Origin of the sequence: Alistipes sp. ZOR0009 (genome assembly GCF_000798815.1) — a bacterium.
Taxonomy (GTDB): domain Bacteria; phylum Bacteroidota; class Bacteroidia; order Bacteroidales; family ZOR0009; genus Acetobacteroides.
On the sequence record NZ_JTLD01000035.1, the window covers coordinates 42,251 to 54,879 of the forward strand.

The 12,629-nt window shown below is 38.6% G+C and carries 13 protein-coding genes; 7 read left to right on the forward strand and 6 right to left on the reverse strand.

The features are described from left to right. Nucleotides 1–12 precede the first annotated feature (12 nt). From L990_RS11415 to L990_RS11425, 3 genes are read right to left on the reverse strand one after another with little or no spacing between them, the layout of a single operon-like run. Nucleotides 13–942 (reverse strand): hypothetical protein, encoded by a 930-nt coding sequence (locus L990_RS11415; protein WP_156121518.1) that lies wholly within the window; start codon nucleotides 940–942, stop codon nucleotides 13–15. 53 nt (nucleotides 943–995) lie between these two features. Continuing rightward, a complete protein-coding gene (locus L990_RS11420) occupies nucleotides 996–1,658 on the reverse strand; it encodes an HAD family hydrolase (protein WP_047449193.1) in 663 nt (220 codons plus the stop codon). 24 nt (nucleotides 1,659–1,682) lie between these two features. After that, nucleotides 1,683–2,618 carry a bifunctional riboflavin kinase/FAD synthetase gene (locus L990_RS11425; RefSeq protein ID WP_047449195.1) on the reverse strand — a complete coding sequence of 312 codons (936 nt, stop codon included), beginning with the start codon at nucleotides 2,616–2,618 and terminating at the stop codon, nucleotides 1,683–1,685. A gap of 283 nt (nucleotides 2,619–2,901) precedes the next feature. On the opposite strand from L990_RS11425, the gene L990_RS11430 reads away from it, so the two are divergent. Genes L990_RS11430 through L990_RS11460 form a run of 7 tightly spaced genes read left to right on the forward strand, consistent with a single transcriptional unit; the run spans nucleotide 2,902 to nucleotide 8,939 of the window. Beyond that, on the forward strand, nucleotides 2,902–3,984 hold the full coding sequence (locus L990_RS11430) for a peroxiredoxin family protein (RefSeq protein WP_197057274.1): 1,083 nt from the start codon (nucleotides 2,902–2,904) through the stop codon (nucleotides 3,982–3,984). Nucleotides 3,985–4,000: 16 nt separating this feature from the next. Then, entirely contained in the window at nucleotides 4,001–5,134 is a 1,134-nt protein-coding gene (locus tag L990_RS11435) for a TlpA disulfide reductase family protein (RefSeq protein WP_047449200.1), read from the forward strand. 3 nt (nucleotides 5,135–5,137) lie between these two features. Continuing rightward, nucleotides 5,138–5,887, forward strand: a complete 750-nt coding sequence (locus L990_RS11440) for a UDP-2,3-diacylglucosamine diphosphatase (protein WP_047449203.1) — start codon at nucleotides 5,138–5,140, stop codon at nucleotides 5,885–5,887. Beyond that, nucleotides 5,887–6,822 carry a hypothetical protein gene (locus L990_RS11445; protein ID WP_047449206.1) on the forward strand — a complete coding sequence of 312 codons (936 nt, stop codon included), beginning with the start codon at nucleotides 5,887–5,889 and terminating at the stop codon, nucleotides 6,820–6,822. Before L990_RS11440 ends, L990_RS11445 begins: the two co-directional genes overlap by 1 nt. Continuing rightward, nucleotides 6,819–7,613, forward strand: a complete 795-nt coding sequence (locus tag L990_RS11450) for a thymidylate synthase (protein WP_047449208.1) — start codon at nucleotides 6,819–6,821, stop codon at nucleotides 7,611–7,613. The genes L990_RS11445 and L990_RS11450 overlap by 4 nt, the downstream gene beginning before the upstream one ends. Continuing rightward, nucleotides 7,610–8,092: a dihydrofolate reductase gene (locus tag L990_RS11455; RefSeq protein WP_047449210.1), complete on the forward strand. Its 483-nt coding sequence runs from the start codon at nucleotides 7,610–7,612 to the stop codon at nucleotides 8,090–8,092. The genes L990_RS11450 and L990_RS11455 overlap by 4 nt, the downstream gene beginning before the upstream one ends. Nucleotides 8,093–8,144: 52 nt before the next feature. Continuing rightward, complete coding sequence (locus L990_RS11460; RefSeq protein WP_047449213.1) at nucleotides 8,145–8,939, forward strand: hypothetical protein; 795 nt, start codon at nucleotides 8,145–8,147, stop codon at nucleotides 8,937–8,939. 28 nt (nucleotides 8,940–8,967) lie between these two features. Here the strand turns inward: L990_RS11460 and clpX are convergent, their stop codons facing one another. The 3 genes from clpX to tig all read right to left on the reverse strand — a co-directional run bounded on the left by clpX (nucleotide 8,968) and on the right by tig (nucleotide 12,324). Then, a complete protein-coding gene (gene clpX, locus L990_RS11465; RefSeq protein ID WP_047449216.1) occupies nucleotides 8,968–10,188 on the reverse strand; it encodes an ATP-dependent Clp protease ATP-binding subunit ClpX in 1,221 nt (406 codons plus the stop codon). An 85-nt stretch (nucleotides 10,189–10,273) separates the two neighbouring features. Next, nucleotides 10,274–10,954, reverse strand: coding sequence for an ATP-dependent Clp endopeptidase proteolytic subunit ClpP (gene clpP, locus L990_RS11470; protein WP_047449219.1), 681 nt, complete (start codon nucleotides 10,952–10,954; stop codon nucleotides 10,274–10,276). Between the two features lie 38 nt (nucleotides 10,955–10,992). Beyond that, on the reverse strand, nucleotides 10,993–12,324 hold the full coding sequence (tig, locus tag L990_RS11475; protein ID WP_047449221.1) for a trigger factor: 1,332 nt from the start codon (nucleotides 12,322–12,324) through the stop codon (nucleotides 10,993–10,995). Between the last annotated feature and the right edge of the window lie 305 nt (nucleotides 12,325–12,629).

Consider the following 12,629-nt stretch of genomic DNA (forward strand, 5'->3'; position numbering starts at 1 on the left):
CTGCTCCTTGATTTATAAATTATTATTGTTTTGGCTAAAGTCATCAAGCGTGTAGTAAACGCATTTAAGCATCATTAGAGGAACACGCTGATTTTTTGACTGTTTGTAAATGTAAACTTCGTTGATCTTATTCTGGCTGTCAATCTTGTATTCTTCAATTAGTTCTTTATTGTCTCCTGTTTTTATTACTCTTCCTACCAGCTTCTCGTTGTTATAGTTGTAAGTAATAACCTCCTTGTTCTTTTTCTTTGGGAAAGTCTTCTCTTGGAAAATTATAACTCCATTTTTATTGTACTCAACTTTGGTTGTTGCTTCAACTTTAGGAGAGGCTGCTGTTCCTGTAAAATCATTTGAGTAGTTAAGGAGGATTCTTGTGTATTGAGTTTTATGCGATGGGGATATCATTTGAGAATCGACGCTAAATAGTAGCGAATCCTCAAATTCGTAGCTGTGTTGATGCGGGTTGTATGCATACAACTCGACTTTTTTTAACTTCTTGTCGATGTTTTTTAGGTTGCTTTTGTATTTTACGGCTAACACTGTAATCGAGTTTTCTTTTGATCGGGTGTAATAGTCGTTGGCCTCCTCTTTCGCTAAAATTTTAATGACATCCTGGCCTAAATGGTATTTTTTTGCGATTGTGATTCCTGGGTCATTTATTCCTAGGATTAAAATACCGTCAGCACCGTTGCTTTGTGCAACTTTTTTTAAAACAGATATTTGCCTATCGATATTAGGCGAGTCTGTTTTTTGCCTAATAACAGCCACCTTCACATAGTCTTGGGGTTGAATGAACCTATCTCCGTTATAAAATGCCTCAACGTAGTTGTTGTGGGCCTTAAATGGTTGTGCATTAAGCAAAAAAACGGATGGTGCATAAAACGATTCTACGCAGCTGGCGGTGATACAGGCGATGACTAATAGAAATGCAGTCTTTTTCATTGTCATACGTTTAAGGTATCCGTATATTAACAACTGAAAAAGTAAAAATATAGCTAAACTAAATCTTTATTTTCTATAGATTTGATGCAATCGGTAAGCTTATAAACAATTTCGTCTGCAAGGCTAAGATCTTGATCTCCCGAGTTTGGATTGGCAAATCCAATGCAGAACATTCCAGCGTCTTTTGCTGCTTTTACTCCGTTGGCTGAGTCCTCTATTACGATGCATTGTTCTGGAGCTAGATTAAGCAGACGGCTTGTTTCAAGAAATATATCGGGGCTCGGTTTGGTTTTAGGCACTTCATCTCCACTTACTATAATTTCAACTTTGTCTGAGATTTCAATGGCCCTAGCAACTATCTCAATATTATCTCTTGAGGAGGATGAGGCAATCGCTATTTTTAAATTTCTATTTTCGGCAAAATGGATGATGTCTCGAACTCCGTCGATGGGGCGTATGGGGGTTGATGTTAGGCGTTCTAGATACAGTTGGCGTTTGGTGGCATGTATTTCATTTTCAGATATGTCTTTATTGTAGCCGTACTGCTTTTTGATGATGCTCCACATTTCTTTACCTACTCCGGCAAATTTGATGTGCTCTTCATGGGGTAATTTTACTCCAAGTTTGCACAGTATTTGTTGCTCTACTTCTTTGTGTAAAGGCTCACTGTCAATGAGCACTCCGTCCATATCAAAAATTATAGCTTTAAATTTCATTATAAAAATAAGGGATGTTGGTTGCTAGTCTATTTTGTTGAGAATTTTTGTCGCTATATTTTTATCCTGCTCTAGCTGGAATTTTAGCGATTCAATGCTTTCGAATTTTTTTTCGCTCCGGATTCTTTCGACAAAAAGAATGGATATGGAACATCCATAAATTGTTCGATTAAAATCGAATATGTTGACTTCTATCGTTTTATGCAGGTTGTTGTTTATTGTTGGACGAAGGCCAATGTTTAGCATTCCTTTATGCGTGAAACCGTCAATTATAACGTTAACAGCGTAAACTCCATCTGCAGGGATTAACTTATTGGTGTTGTCAACTTTTATATTGGCAGTTGGGAAGCCGATTTGTCTGCCCAATTGATTCCCGTATTCGACGGTGCCTGATATAAAATATCTATATCCGAGGTATTTATGTGCTGTTGCGACATCCCCATTGGTTATGAGATTTCGTATTTTTGTAGAGCTGATGCTGATATCATCACTGGTTAGTGCATCTATTTTTTCAACAGAAATCCCATACTTATCTCCTAAACGCTGCATTGATTCAAAATCTCCCGTTCCGTTTTTGCCTATATGGTGATCATAGCCGACGATTAATTTTGATAATTTTAGCCAGTCTACAAAAAAATGCTTAAAAAAAGCCTCTGCAGAATAGTTTGACAGCTCTTCCGTGAATGGAATTACAACAAAATGTTCGAGTCCATTTTGGGAAAATAAGCTCGTTTTTTCTTCTAATGTATTAATTAGGTGTAATTCTGCGGTGTTTTTATTGAGAACGATACGAGGATGAGGCCAAAGTGTTAAAAGCAATGGAGTTGCCTCTAACTTTGCTGCCTCTGTTTTTACCTTATTTAGGATAGCCTGATGGCCTATATGAACACCATCGAAGAAGCCGAGAGCTGCAACTCCTTTGGCAGGAACGTCTTCTTCAAATGGTTTGTAGATTTTCATTTTCCTTTTTTTGCTGCAAATATAGCTTGCTTTTTAAAGAAATGTTTGCAGCACGTAAATCGGAGGCTGTGGGAAGTTGGTTTTAATCGTTTTTTTTTCGACTTTTAGCCTGTTTTAAAAGAAGATGATGTTTAAGCGATTGTTCCCATTTCTTTGTCTTGTAATATTGCTTGCCGCATGTGGTAGGAAGGATAAGGCAAATACAATTATAAGCGGAGTTGCTCCTAGTTTTTCTAACGGTAAGTTGTTTATTTCTAGAGTTACACCAGCAAAAAAAGTGCTGATGGACTCAGCCGTAGTAGATTCTTTGGGCAATTTTTCGTTTAGGCTATCACTTTCCAATCCAGACTTTTTTGAAATAACAGATCGATCTAAGACGGATGGATTAATCGTAGTTGCTTATCCGAATGATCGTTTAGATGTTGTGGTTCCTGACGGGAAAAAGCTGCCTTTTGGAGTTGTTAAAGGCTCTTTGGGGGCTGTTAGATTGAAAAATCTAAGTGATTCTCTTGCTCGATTTAAGATGCGTATAGCAGCCATTAAATCTCAATTTGACACGTTGAAGTATAGCTATAAGTACGACAGTGTTAGGACTGTTGTTAAAACTTTATACCTATCTAATATTGAAATCTATAAAAAGTATTTGAGAGCGTTTGTTAATGCTAATTCGGGTTCAATTGTTTCCATTCCTGCGTTATATCAGCGGATGGATTCCTCTCATTACTTTCTCTCAGAGCAGGCTGATTTGAAGTGTTTTTTATTGGTAGACTCTGTTTTGCATAGAAAATACCCTGACAGCCATATTGTGAAGGCTTTTCACAATCAAATGGCGGCCTTAAGGTCCCAGTTAAATAATCAAAAAGCAAACAAGGAGTCGATTGCAGAAGGGGCGGTTGCTCCAGATTTTGTGCTAAAATCGCTTGATGGAGATACTGTTTCTTTATCTCGGTATAGAGGGCGATACGTGTTATTAACTTTTTGGGCTTCATGGGCAAAGCCTTCTGTTGCACAGAATGCGAACTTAATTCAAGTTTATGCAAAATATAAGCCTTATGGTTTTGAGATTATACAAATCTCATTAGATAGGAACATGGATGAAATGCAACGCATGCTGATTCCTGAAATGAGGAAGTGGAAGCAGGTTTCGGAGTTTAAAATTTGGAACTCATCGATAGTTAAAAAGTACCGAGTTGCCAATATTCCATCCAATTTTATAATTAATAGGCAAGGTGTTGTAGTTGCAAAGAATGTACTGAACAAGAATTTGTATGATACTTTGCGATGGTACTTAGTTAGACCTTACCTTATCAAGCGCGATTCTCTTCGTGCTATAGCACCTAATGTTGAAAATACTACTGACCGATAAACGAATATAAATCTTTATGAGACAATTACTTTTATTTATAGTAGCCGCTGTTGTTTTTTCATCTTGCTCTAATAATTCTGCTAAGATCAAAGGGCAGTTCTCTAATCTTAAGGAGAAGGTGGTGTATTTGGAGAGGCTAGAGGTAGGTTCTTCTGAAATTATAGACTCTGTTAAAACAACAAAAGATGGGAAGTTCAAGTTTAATGTAAAGTTTGCTCCAGAACAGCAGCCTTCTTTTTACCTAGTTAAGGTGGATGGTAATAACTTTATTACCCTATTTGTAGAGCGAGGGGATAAAATTAAGCTTGAAGGAGACGCTTCAAAGCTCGAGTCTTCTTATGTTGTAACCGGCTCTAAAACTTCCGAGGACATTCGTACGCTATCTCGACTTCTAAATGTTACAATAAGTTCTTTGGATTCTCTTGATAAGCAACGCGTGGTTGGAAATGATTCTGTCGAGTATAAAATGGGAAAGGTTTTTGTTACTTGTAAGCGCGAGTTTATTAAGTACATTGTAACTAATCCAAAGAGCATGGCTAGCTTGTTTGCTATCTATTCTCAAATTCCAAGTAATACAAATATTTTTGGTACTTACGATGATGTTAACTACTACAAACTGTTGGCTGACTCGCTAAATACCGTTTATGCAAAATCGCCTTATGTTATTTCGCTAAGAAAGCATTATGCTCAGATGGCTAATGATTTAATGATGGGGGATTTGCTTAATTCAAAAAAGATAGAAACAGTAGGAGTGCCCGAGATTAGTATCAAGAATCATAGGGGCGAGCTTGTTAAGCTATCATCTTTGAAAGGAAAAGTGGTTCTTCTTGATTTTTGGGATCCAGCAAATGAAGAATCCCTTGAAGGAAATCTTGGGTTAGTCGGAGTTTATAATAAATATAAAGGTCGAGGATTTGAGGTTTTTCAAGTTTCGTTGGCTACGAAAGCGCCTTGGTTGGCCGCAATAAAGCGTCAAAATCTGCAATGGATTTGTGTGTCCGATTTTTTGGGAGCCAACTCGCCTGCGGCACAACTATATAATGTAAAATCTATCCCAACGAACTTTTTAATTGATAGGAATGGTGATTTAGTTGGTCGCAATCTATTTGGAAAGGAACTGGAGAATCAGATTAATAAAGTTTTAAAATAGCTAATGCAGAATAGGAGCAAGGTTTATTTTGCCTCAGATGTCCATTTAGGACTGCCTGGTGTGGAGTTGCCTTTGGAGAGAGAAAAACGATTTGTTAGATGGCTTGATATGGCCAAGGAGGATGCAAAGGCAATCTACCTCCTTGGCGATATTTTTGATTTCTGGTATGAGTATAAGAAAGTTGTTCCGAGAGGATTTACAAGATTCTTAGGTAAGCTGTCAGAACTCGCCGATGCGGGTATTGAACTCCATTTTTTTACAGGAAACCACGATATTTGGGCTTTTGATTACCTAGAACAGGAATGTGGTGTAAGGATTCATAGGGAACCTTATGTAACACGAATTGATGGCAAGGTGTTTTTTTTGCATCATGGAGACGGTCTTGGGAAGTATGACAGGAAGTATAAGGCCCTGAAAATGCTTTTTACATCAAAAATCGCTCAATTCTTGTTCTCAAATTTAGTTCATCCCAATTGGGCATTATGGTTCGGTCATAAATGGTCGTATAGTAGCCGCTATTCTAAAGGGATCGCCGAGACTTATCGGGGTGAGAAAGAGTTTATATATCAGTTTGCGGTAGAGGAATCTTTCAAAGGAAATTACGATTTCATGATATTTGGGCATAGGCATACACCTGTAGAGGTTGAATTGCCTAATGATGCTAAGATGTTCATATTGGGAGATTGGATAACGAGCAGTATTTACGCTGTTTTTGATGGAGAAAAAGTGGAACTCGTTAAATTTGATCGTTGATGAAATCTACTTTTAATCAGGTGCTCGCAGTCGTTAAAGATTGCTACAAGCCATCTTTAAAATCGGCTCTTTGGATTTTGAAGATGATGATTTCCATTTCTTTAGGAGTTGTTCTTCTTCAACATTTTGGGATTATTGAGCAAATATCAGAAGTAACCTCACCTCTCTTTAAGCTAGTAGGCCTCCCGGGGGAGGCTGCATTGGTTTATATTACGGCGGCGTTAGTTAACATATACTCTGCAATTGCCGTTATATCTACTTTTTCATTTGATGCGAGAGCGATTACAATGCTGGCAATTTCTAGCTTGATTGCTCACAACCTTATTGTGGAGACCGCAGTACAGCGAAAAACGGGATCTTCGGCTTGGGCCATGCTTTCGGTTAGGTTGGGGCTTTCTGTTATTTCTTTGGTGATTATGAACTTGGTGCTTCCCTCATCGTCTGGAGTTTTAGTTCAAAGTGGGATTGTCGAAAAGCCAGCATTAATTGATGCCTTACACAAGTGGCTGACATCATCCATTTTTCTTTCATTTAAGATTGTAGGTCTGGTATTTGCATTAAATTTACTTCAGCAAATTTTGAAAAAGTTGGGTATTATAGAGATACTCTCAAAGTTGCTGCGTCCTCTACTTTCGGTTTTGGGATTACCCAATAGAACTTCGTTTTTGTGGATTGTCGCCAATACATTAGGACTTGCATATGGTGCTGCAGTTATGATCTCGGAGGTCGAAAAGAAGAATATAGAAAAGGAGGAGGCGGATTTGTTGAACTACCATGTGGCTGTATCCCATAGTAATTTGGAGGATTTGTTCCTTTTTGCAGCGATTGGAGCATCCGTTTTTTGGATGTTAGTGCTTAGAGTTGGGCTTGCCGCTCTTATTGTTTGGGTGGTTAGGCTTACATTATATCGAAATCATAAGTTTGCGACTATATGAGGCAATATCACGATTTGCTGAAAACAATTTTGGCTGAAGGATCTGTAAAGAAGGATCGAACTGGTGTTGGTACTAAAAGTATTTTTGGGTACCAAATGCGATTCAATTTGGAAGAGGGCTTTCCTTTGTTGACTACTAAGAAGTTACATCTCCGCTCGATTATTCATGAGTTGCTTTGGTTTATCAATGGAGATACAAATGTCAAGTATTTGAATGATAATAAGGTAACGATATGGGATGAGTGGGCTGATGAAAATGGTGATTTGGGGCCTATTTACGGATACCAGTGGCGTCAATGGCATAATTTGGATGGAACTACAACAGATCAGTTGATGGAGGTGGTAGAATCGATTAAAAAAAATCCAGATTCTAGAAGACACATTGTTAGCGCTTGGAATGTATCCGATATCAACAAAATGAAGTTGCCTCCTTGCCATGTACTGTTTCAGTTTTATATTGCAGATGGAAAACTTTCGTGCCAACTTTATCAACGAAGTGCAGATGTTTTCTTGGGAGTTCCTTTTAATATTGCCTCCTATGCATTGCTTATGATGATGATGGCTCAAGTAACTGGTTTAAAATTGGGAACTTTTGTTCATACTATAGGCGATGCCCATATTTATATGAACCATATGGAGCAGGTTAACCTACAGCTTTCAAGGGCACCAATGGATTTGCCAAGGATGGTTTTAAATCCAGATGTAAAGTCTATCGTAGATTTTAAATACGAAGATTTTTCACTGGAAGGATATAATTCATACCCATCAATTAAAGCAGACATTGCCATATGATTGCGCTTGTAGTTGCAATGGCGGGTAATAATGCCATTGGAAAAGATAATCAGCTATTATGGCACATTTCTGAGGATCTTCAGTTTTTTAAAAAACTGACACTTGGGGGAACTGTTATTATGGGGCGTAAAACTTATGAATCGATTGGAAGACCGCTGCCTAAACGAAGGAATATAGTTATTACGCGCACTGAAGGTTATCTTGCAGATGGCGCTGAAATAGTTCATTCATTGGAAGAAGCATTGTCCATTGCTGAATCAGATGAAAAAGTGTTTATTATAGGAGGTGGCGAAATTTATAGGCAGGCTATAAGTTTTGCGGATATGCTTTATATCACGAAGGTTGATAGAACCTATGACGCCGATACTTTTTTCCCTGATATCGAATATTCGCAGTGGAAGGAGGTTGATCGGGTGGATTTTGAAAGAGGAGCTACTTATGAATATCCTTTTTCTTTCTTTACCTATAAAAAATTGTAGATTTATTATCCTTTGGTGTGTTTTTTGTATAATAGACTTAAATCTTAGATCTATGAAGAAAATATTATTTGGATTAGTATTGGGAGTTTCCTCTTTGGGGATTACTTCTTGTGAGTTGAATTCACCTAAATACGAGGAACCTCCTCAAGAGGTTGGGTACTATTCAACCAATAGATATTCGCATGCTATGTTTTTCGATGTTGTAAAACAAGCAATGGAAATTACAAAATTGCAGGTGGATAATCCTACTGGAGACAAGTTTCCTGCAGGAGTAACGGTAACCCCGGTCTTAGAAGGTGGTAAGTTGGTTAGCCTTACCGTAGAGTATTCAGAAATCAACGGTAGAGTTGGAAAGTTAGAAATTTCCTATACAGGAATTCCGTTTGCCGAGGGATCTAGTATGCTAATAAAACCGGTAGATTTATCTTATTCAGGGATAAAAATTGGTGGACCTACTAGGTTAGATTTTAAAGGCAAAGAAGATGCTAAGAGTAAGTTTGGAGTTATTATTGAGCGAGGAATTCTTACAGATAAGTTTGGAGCAGAGATCGCTTTTGGATGTAATTTAAACTGTGAACAAAAGGAAGGGAAGGTTACTGGAACTAGTGATGACACCTTTACCTTCTCTGGAAATGAGAATGGTGTTTTTGTAAACAAAGTTAGCTATAACCTGACGATCACAAATCCGATTGTTTATACTTATTCTTCTGCATATGCAAGTGAAGGGAAGGTTACAATGACTCCTTCTGGATATACAGAATCTTTTAGCATAGAGTTTGGAAAAGGTAATGCGCTAAATCATGTTTACTTAACCTACAAAGATAAATCTGGATTATACTATATATAAAGAAAAAGGCAGCATTTAGCTGCCTTTTTTATGCTTTCAACATTTGGTAGTTAATCTTCTCGATTTTTTGTTCTGCATATTCTTTAGTAACCGTAAATTCGCTGATTTCTTGTGAAGGAAATTCGAACATAGGATCGATCATGATTGCTTCGCAAATAGAGCGTAATCCTCTTGCTCCTAACTTGAATTCGACAGCCTTATCGACAATGTAATCAAGTGCTTCTTGAGAGAATGTTAGTTTAATTCCGTCTACATCAAACATTTTAACGTACTGCTTGATAATCGAGTTTTTGGGTTCTGTCAATATTTTGCGGAGCGCGTCTCTATCTAAAGGTTGGAGGTAGGTTAGCACGGGGAGTCGACCTATAATTTCGGGAATAAGTCCAAACGATTTTAGATCTTGAGGTGCAATGTATTGAAGCATATTTGCTTTGTTGATATTTGCAACCTTCTTGCTATTTCCGTAACCAACAACCTTTGTATTTAGCCGTTGGGCTATTTTCTTTTCAATACCATCAAAAGCACCTCCACATACAAATAGGATGTTTTTGGTGTTTACTTGTATCATTTTTTGCTCAGGATGCTTTCTGCCTCCTTGTGGAGGAACGTTGACTACAGAGCCTTCCAGGAGTTTTAATAGTGCTTGCTGCACGCCCTCTCCGGAGACATCTCTCGTAATGGATGGATTGTCACTTTTACGGGCAATTTTGTCAATCTCATCAATGAAAACAATGCCTTTTTCGGCCATGTCTACGTTGTAGTCGGCTACCTGTAGCAAGCGGGAGAGGATGCTTTCTACATCTTCGCCAACATAGCCAGCTTCAGTAAGAACTGTTGCGTCAACAATGGTAAAGGGAACGTGAAGTAGCTTTGCAATAGTTCTGGCTAAAAGTGTTTTTCCAGTTCCTGTTTCACCGACTAGTATGATGTTTGACTTTTCAATCTCTACCTCATCGTCTGCAATAGATGCGTGTTTAAGCCTTTTGTAGTGGTTGTAAACGGCAACAGAGAGGAATTTTTTAGCCTCATCTTGACCTATAACGTACTGGTCAAGAAATTCTTTTATTTCGCTGGGTTTGCGGAGTTGAAGGTCGTTAAGGCTGAAGGATCCTTTTTTCTTGAGCTCTTCTTTTACTATTTGTCCTGCCTGCTCAACGCAATTTTCGCAGATATGGCCTGAAATTCCAGCCAAAAGAAGATTTACATCCTTCTCTTCTCTACCGCAAAATGAACATTTTTTTCCGGCCATCTTTAATTAGTTTATTCAGATTAAGCATGTGTAAACCAAAAAAGAACCGCCTTTGGTGCGGTTCTTTTTATTTGGCTTATGCTGTTTATTTCGTAATACTTTTCACAAGCACCTCGTCAATCATTCCGTACTCCTTGGCTTCGAAAGATGTCATCCAGTAGTCTCGATCGGAATCTTTCTCAATTTTTTCAAGAGGTTGCTTAGAATGCAAGGCGATGATTTCGTAAAGCTCTTTCTTCAATTTTAAAATTTCCCTTGCGGTGATTTCAATGTCTGAAGCTTGCCCTTCAGCACCTCCCATTGGCTGGTGTATCATTACACGCGAGTGGGGTAGTGCGGAGCGCTTACCATCAGCGCCTGCTGTCAACAAAACGGCTCCCATTGAGGCTGCCATCCCGGTACATATTGTGGCAACATCAGAGTTGATGAGCTGCATTGTATCGTAGATGCCTAATCCTGCATATACAGACCCTCCTGGAGTGTTCAAGTAAATCTGAACGTCTTTCGAGTTGTCGGTAGAGTCGAGGAAGAGAAGCTGCGCCTGAATGATATTTGCGACATCGTCGTTGATAGGAACTCCTAAAAAGATGATGCGATCCATCATCAACCTCGAGAATACATCCATAGATGCAACGTTGAGTTGACGCTCTTCAATAATTGTTGGGTTGATGTAGCCACTGTGCACATGATGCATGCTGTTGTAGCGATGCAGCGTTAAGCTGCTTATCCCAAGATGCTTTGTTGCGTATTTGTTGAATTCGTTCATAATGCCTTCGACTGTTGAGTGTATGCTTAAAGGTACAACTATTTTTCGAATAGCTTGTCAAAATCTTTAAGGCTTACCTCTTTGTCTTCAACTTTTATGGATTCTTTAACGTTTTCAATAACCTTATCTTCGAATTTCTTCTCCACGATACGGCGTCTTTCTTCCTTGTTTTGAAGAATGTCTGTTGCATACTTGGTTATGTATTCTTCAGGAAGATTTCTCATGCCATATTGAGCAAATTGGTACGAAGCGTATTCTGATGCTGCTGCGATGAGCTCTTCTTCGCTAACCTCGATCTTGTTGTTGTTAATGAAGAATTCTCTAATAATTTGCCATTTAATGTCGTCAGCATATGATGCAAAATCCTTCTCAATATCTTCCTGAGAGAACTTTCCGTCGTTAATGAAGTAAATCCATCTTTTGAGGAAAGCTTCTGGTAGCTGAAGATCTGCTTTCTCAATAAGTTTAGTGCGGATATCTACATGAAGCTTATAGTCGCTTTCTTTAGCAAGGTTTGCACGGATTTCTTCATCAACCTTCAGAATGAATTCATCGTAGCTAGTTACGTTGCCTTCTCCAAATGCTTTGTCAAAAAGTTCTTGATTTACTTCCGCATTTTCGAAATTCTTAATCTCGGTAATGGTGAAGCTGAATGCAGGGTTGATGTTTGCGAGCTCTTCTTTTTTAATGTTAAGAAGTGCTGCTCTGTCTGTTTCGTTTTCGAAAATTTCGTTTACGTCGAATTCAAAGGTATCTCCTTTGGCTTTTCCTGCTATTTGGCTCTTAAACTCTTCGTTTGAAATTTGGCGGAGAGAGAATGCTGCATTTTCAATGCTAATTCCTCCTGCTTGAGAAAGATTTCCGCGAAGGAAGTCTTCTTTGCCTTCAACAGTATCTACATCTGTAAGCTTACCAAAGCGGCGTTGGTAGTTGGTGATGTAAGAGCTGCGAATTTCTTCGTCGATTGCAATGGTATAGTAGTTGACTTTATCTCTTTTGCTAAGCTTAATGTCAACAGCTGGAGCAAGACCTAGGTCGAAAGCAAATTCGAATGCGGTATCGTTGTCCCAGTCAATAAGAGTTTGGCTTTCGCTTGACAGGGGTTCTCCTAGAACTTTGGTGTCGCTATCTTTTAGGTAGCCTGAGATGGCTTCTGAAACTAGCTTGTTGATTTCTTCAACGAGGGCAGGCTTGCGGTACATCTTGTTGATGATTCCTGCAGGAACTTTACCAGGACGGAATCCGTCGATTTTTGCGTTTTTACGGAAATTGGCAAGTGCCTTCGCTAGATTTTCTTCGTAGTCGCTAGGCTCGATGTTAATCTTAAGCACTGCGTTTAGAGCATCAACGTTCTCCTTTGCAATATTCATTTGTTGACAGTTTAATGATGATCATTACTATGGTTCTACATTCTGTAGGCTGTTATCTTCAAAAAAACGATGCAAATTGCATTGAATTGATTTGATTATCAGAATATCGCCACAGCGTAAAATGGTTAGCAAAGGTATGAAAATCGCTTTATAGTTACAAACAATCTTTTGTAGGATTAACGTTTTGTTGAGTTAGGAAGTATACGTAAACGATAAAAGCCCCGATTTCTCGGGGCTTTGTGCGGATGAAGGGACTCGAACCCCCACGCCTCTCGGCACCAGATCCTAAGTCTGGCGCGGCTACC

Bases quoted from the DNA above. Each gene is read 5' to 3' on its own strand.
- L990_RS11415 (WP_156121518.1), bottom strand. From the start codon at position 942: ATGAAAAAGACTGCATTTCTATTAGTCATCGCCTGTATCACCGCCAGC.
- L990_RS11420 (WP_047449193.1), bottom strand. From the start codon at position 1,658: ATGAAATTTAAAGCTATAATTTTTGATATGGACGGAGTGCTCATTGAC.
- L990_RS11425 (WP_047449195.1), bottom strand. From the start codon at position 2,618: ATGAAAATCTACAAACCATTTGAAGAAGACGTTCCTGCCAAAGGAGTT.
- L990_RS11430 (WP_197057274.1), top strand. From the start codon at position 2,902: ATGGACTCAGCCGTAGTAGATTCTTTGGGCAATTTTTCGTTTAGGCTA.
- L990_RS11435 (WP_047449200.1), top strand. From the start codon at position 4,001: ATGAGACAATTACTTTTATTTATAGTAGCCGCTGTTGTTTTTTCATCT.
- L990_RS11440 (WP_047449203.1), top strand. From the start codon at position 5,138: ATGCAGAATAGGAGCAAGGTTTATTTTGCCTCAGATGTCCATTTAGGA.
- L990_RS11445 (WP_047449206.1), top strand. From the start codon at position 5,887: ATGAAATCTACTTTTAATCAGGTGCTCGCAGTCGTTAAAGATTGCTAC.
- L990_RS11450 (WP_047449208.1), top strand. From the start codon at position 6,819: ATGAGGCAATATCACGATTTGCTGAAAACAATTTTGGCTGAAGGATCT.
- L990_RS11455 (WP_047449210.1), top strand. From the start codon at position 7,610: ATGATTGCGCTTGTAGTTGCAATGGCGGGTAATAATGCCATTGGAAAA.
- L990_RS11460 (WP_047449213.1), top strand. From the start codon at position 8,145: ATGAAGAAAATATTATTTGGATTAGTATTGGGAGTTTCCTCTTTGGGG.
- clpX (WP_047449216.1), bottom strand. From the start codon at position 10,188: ATGGCCGGAAAAAAATGTTCATTTTGCGGTAGAGAAGAGAAGGATGTA.
- clpP (WP_047449219.1), bottom strand. From the start codon at position 10,954: ATGAACGAATTCAACAAATACGCAACAAAGCATCTTGGGATAAGCAGC.
- tig (WP_047449221.1), bottom strand. From the start codon at position 12,324: ATGAATATTGCAAAGGAGAACGTTGATGCTCTAAACGCAGTGCTTAAG.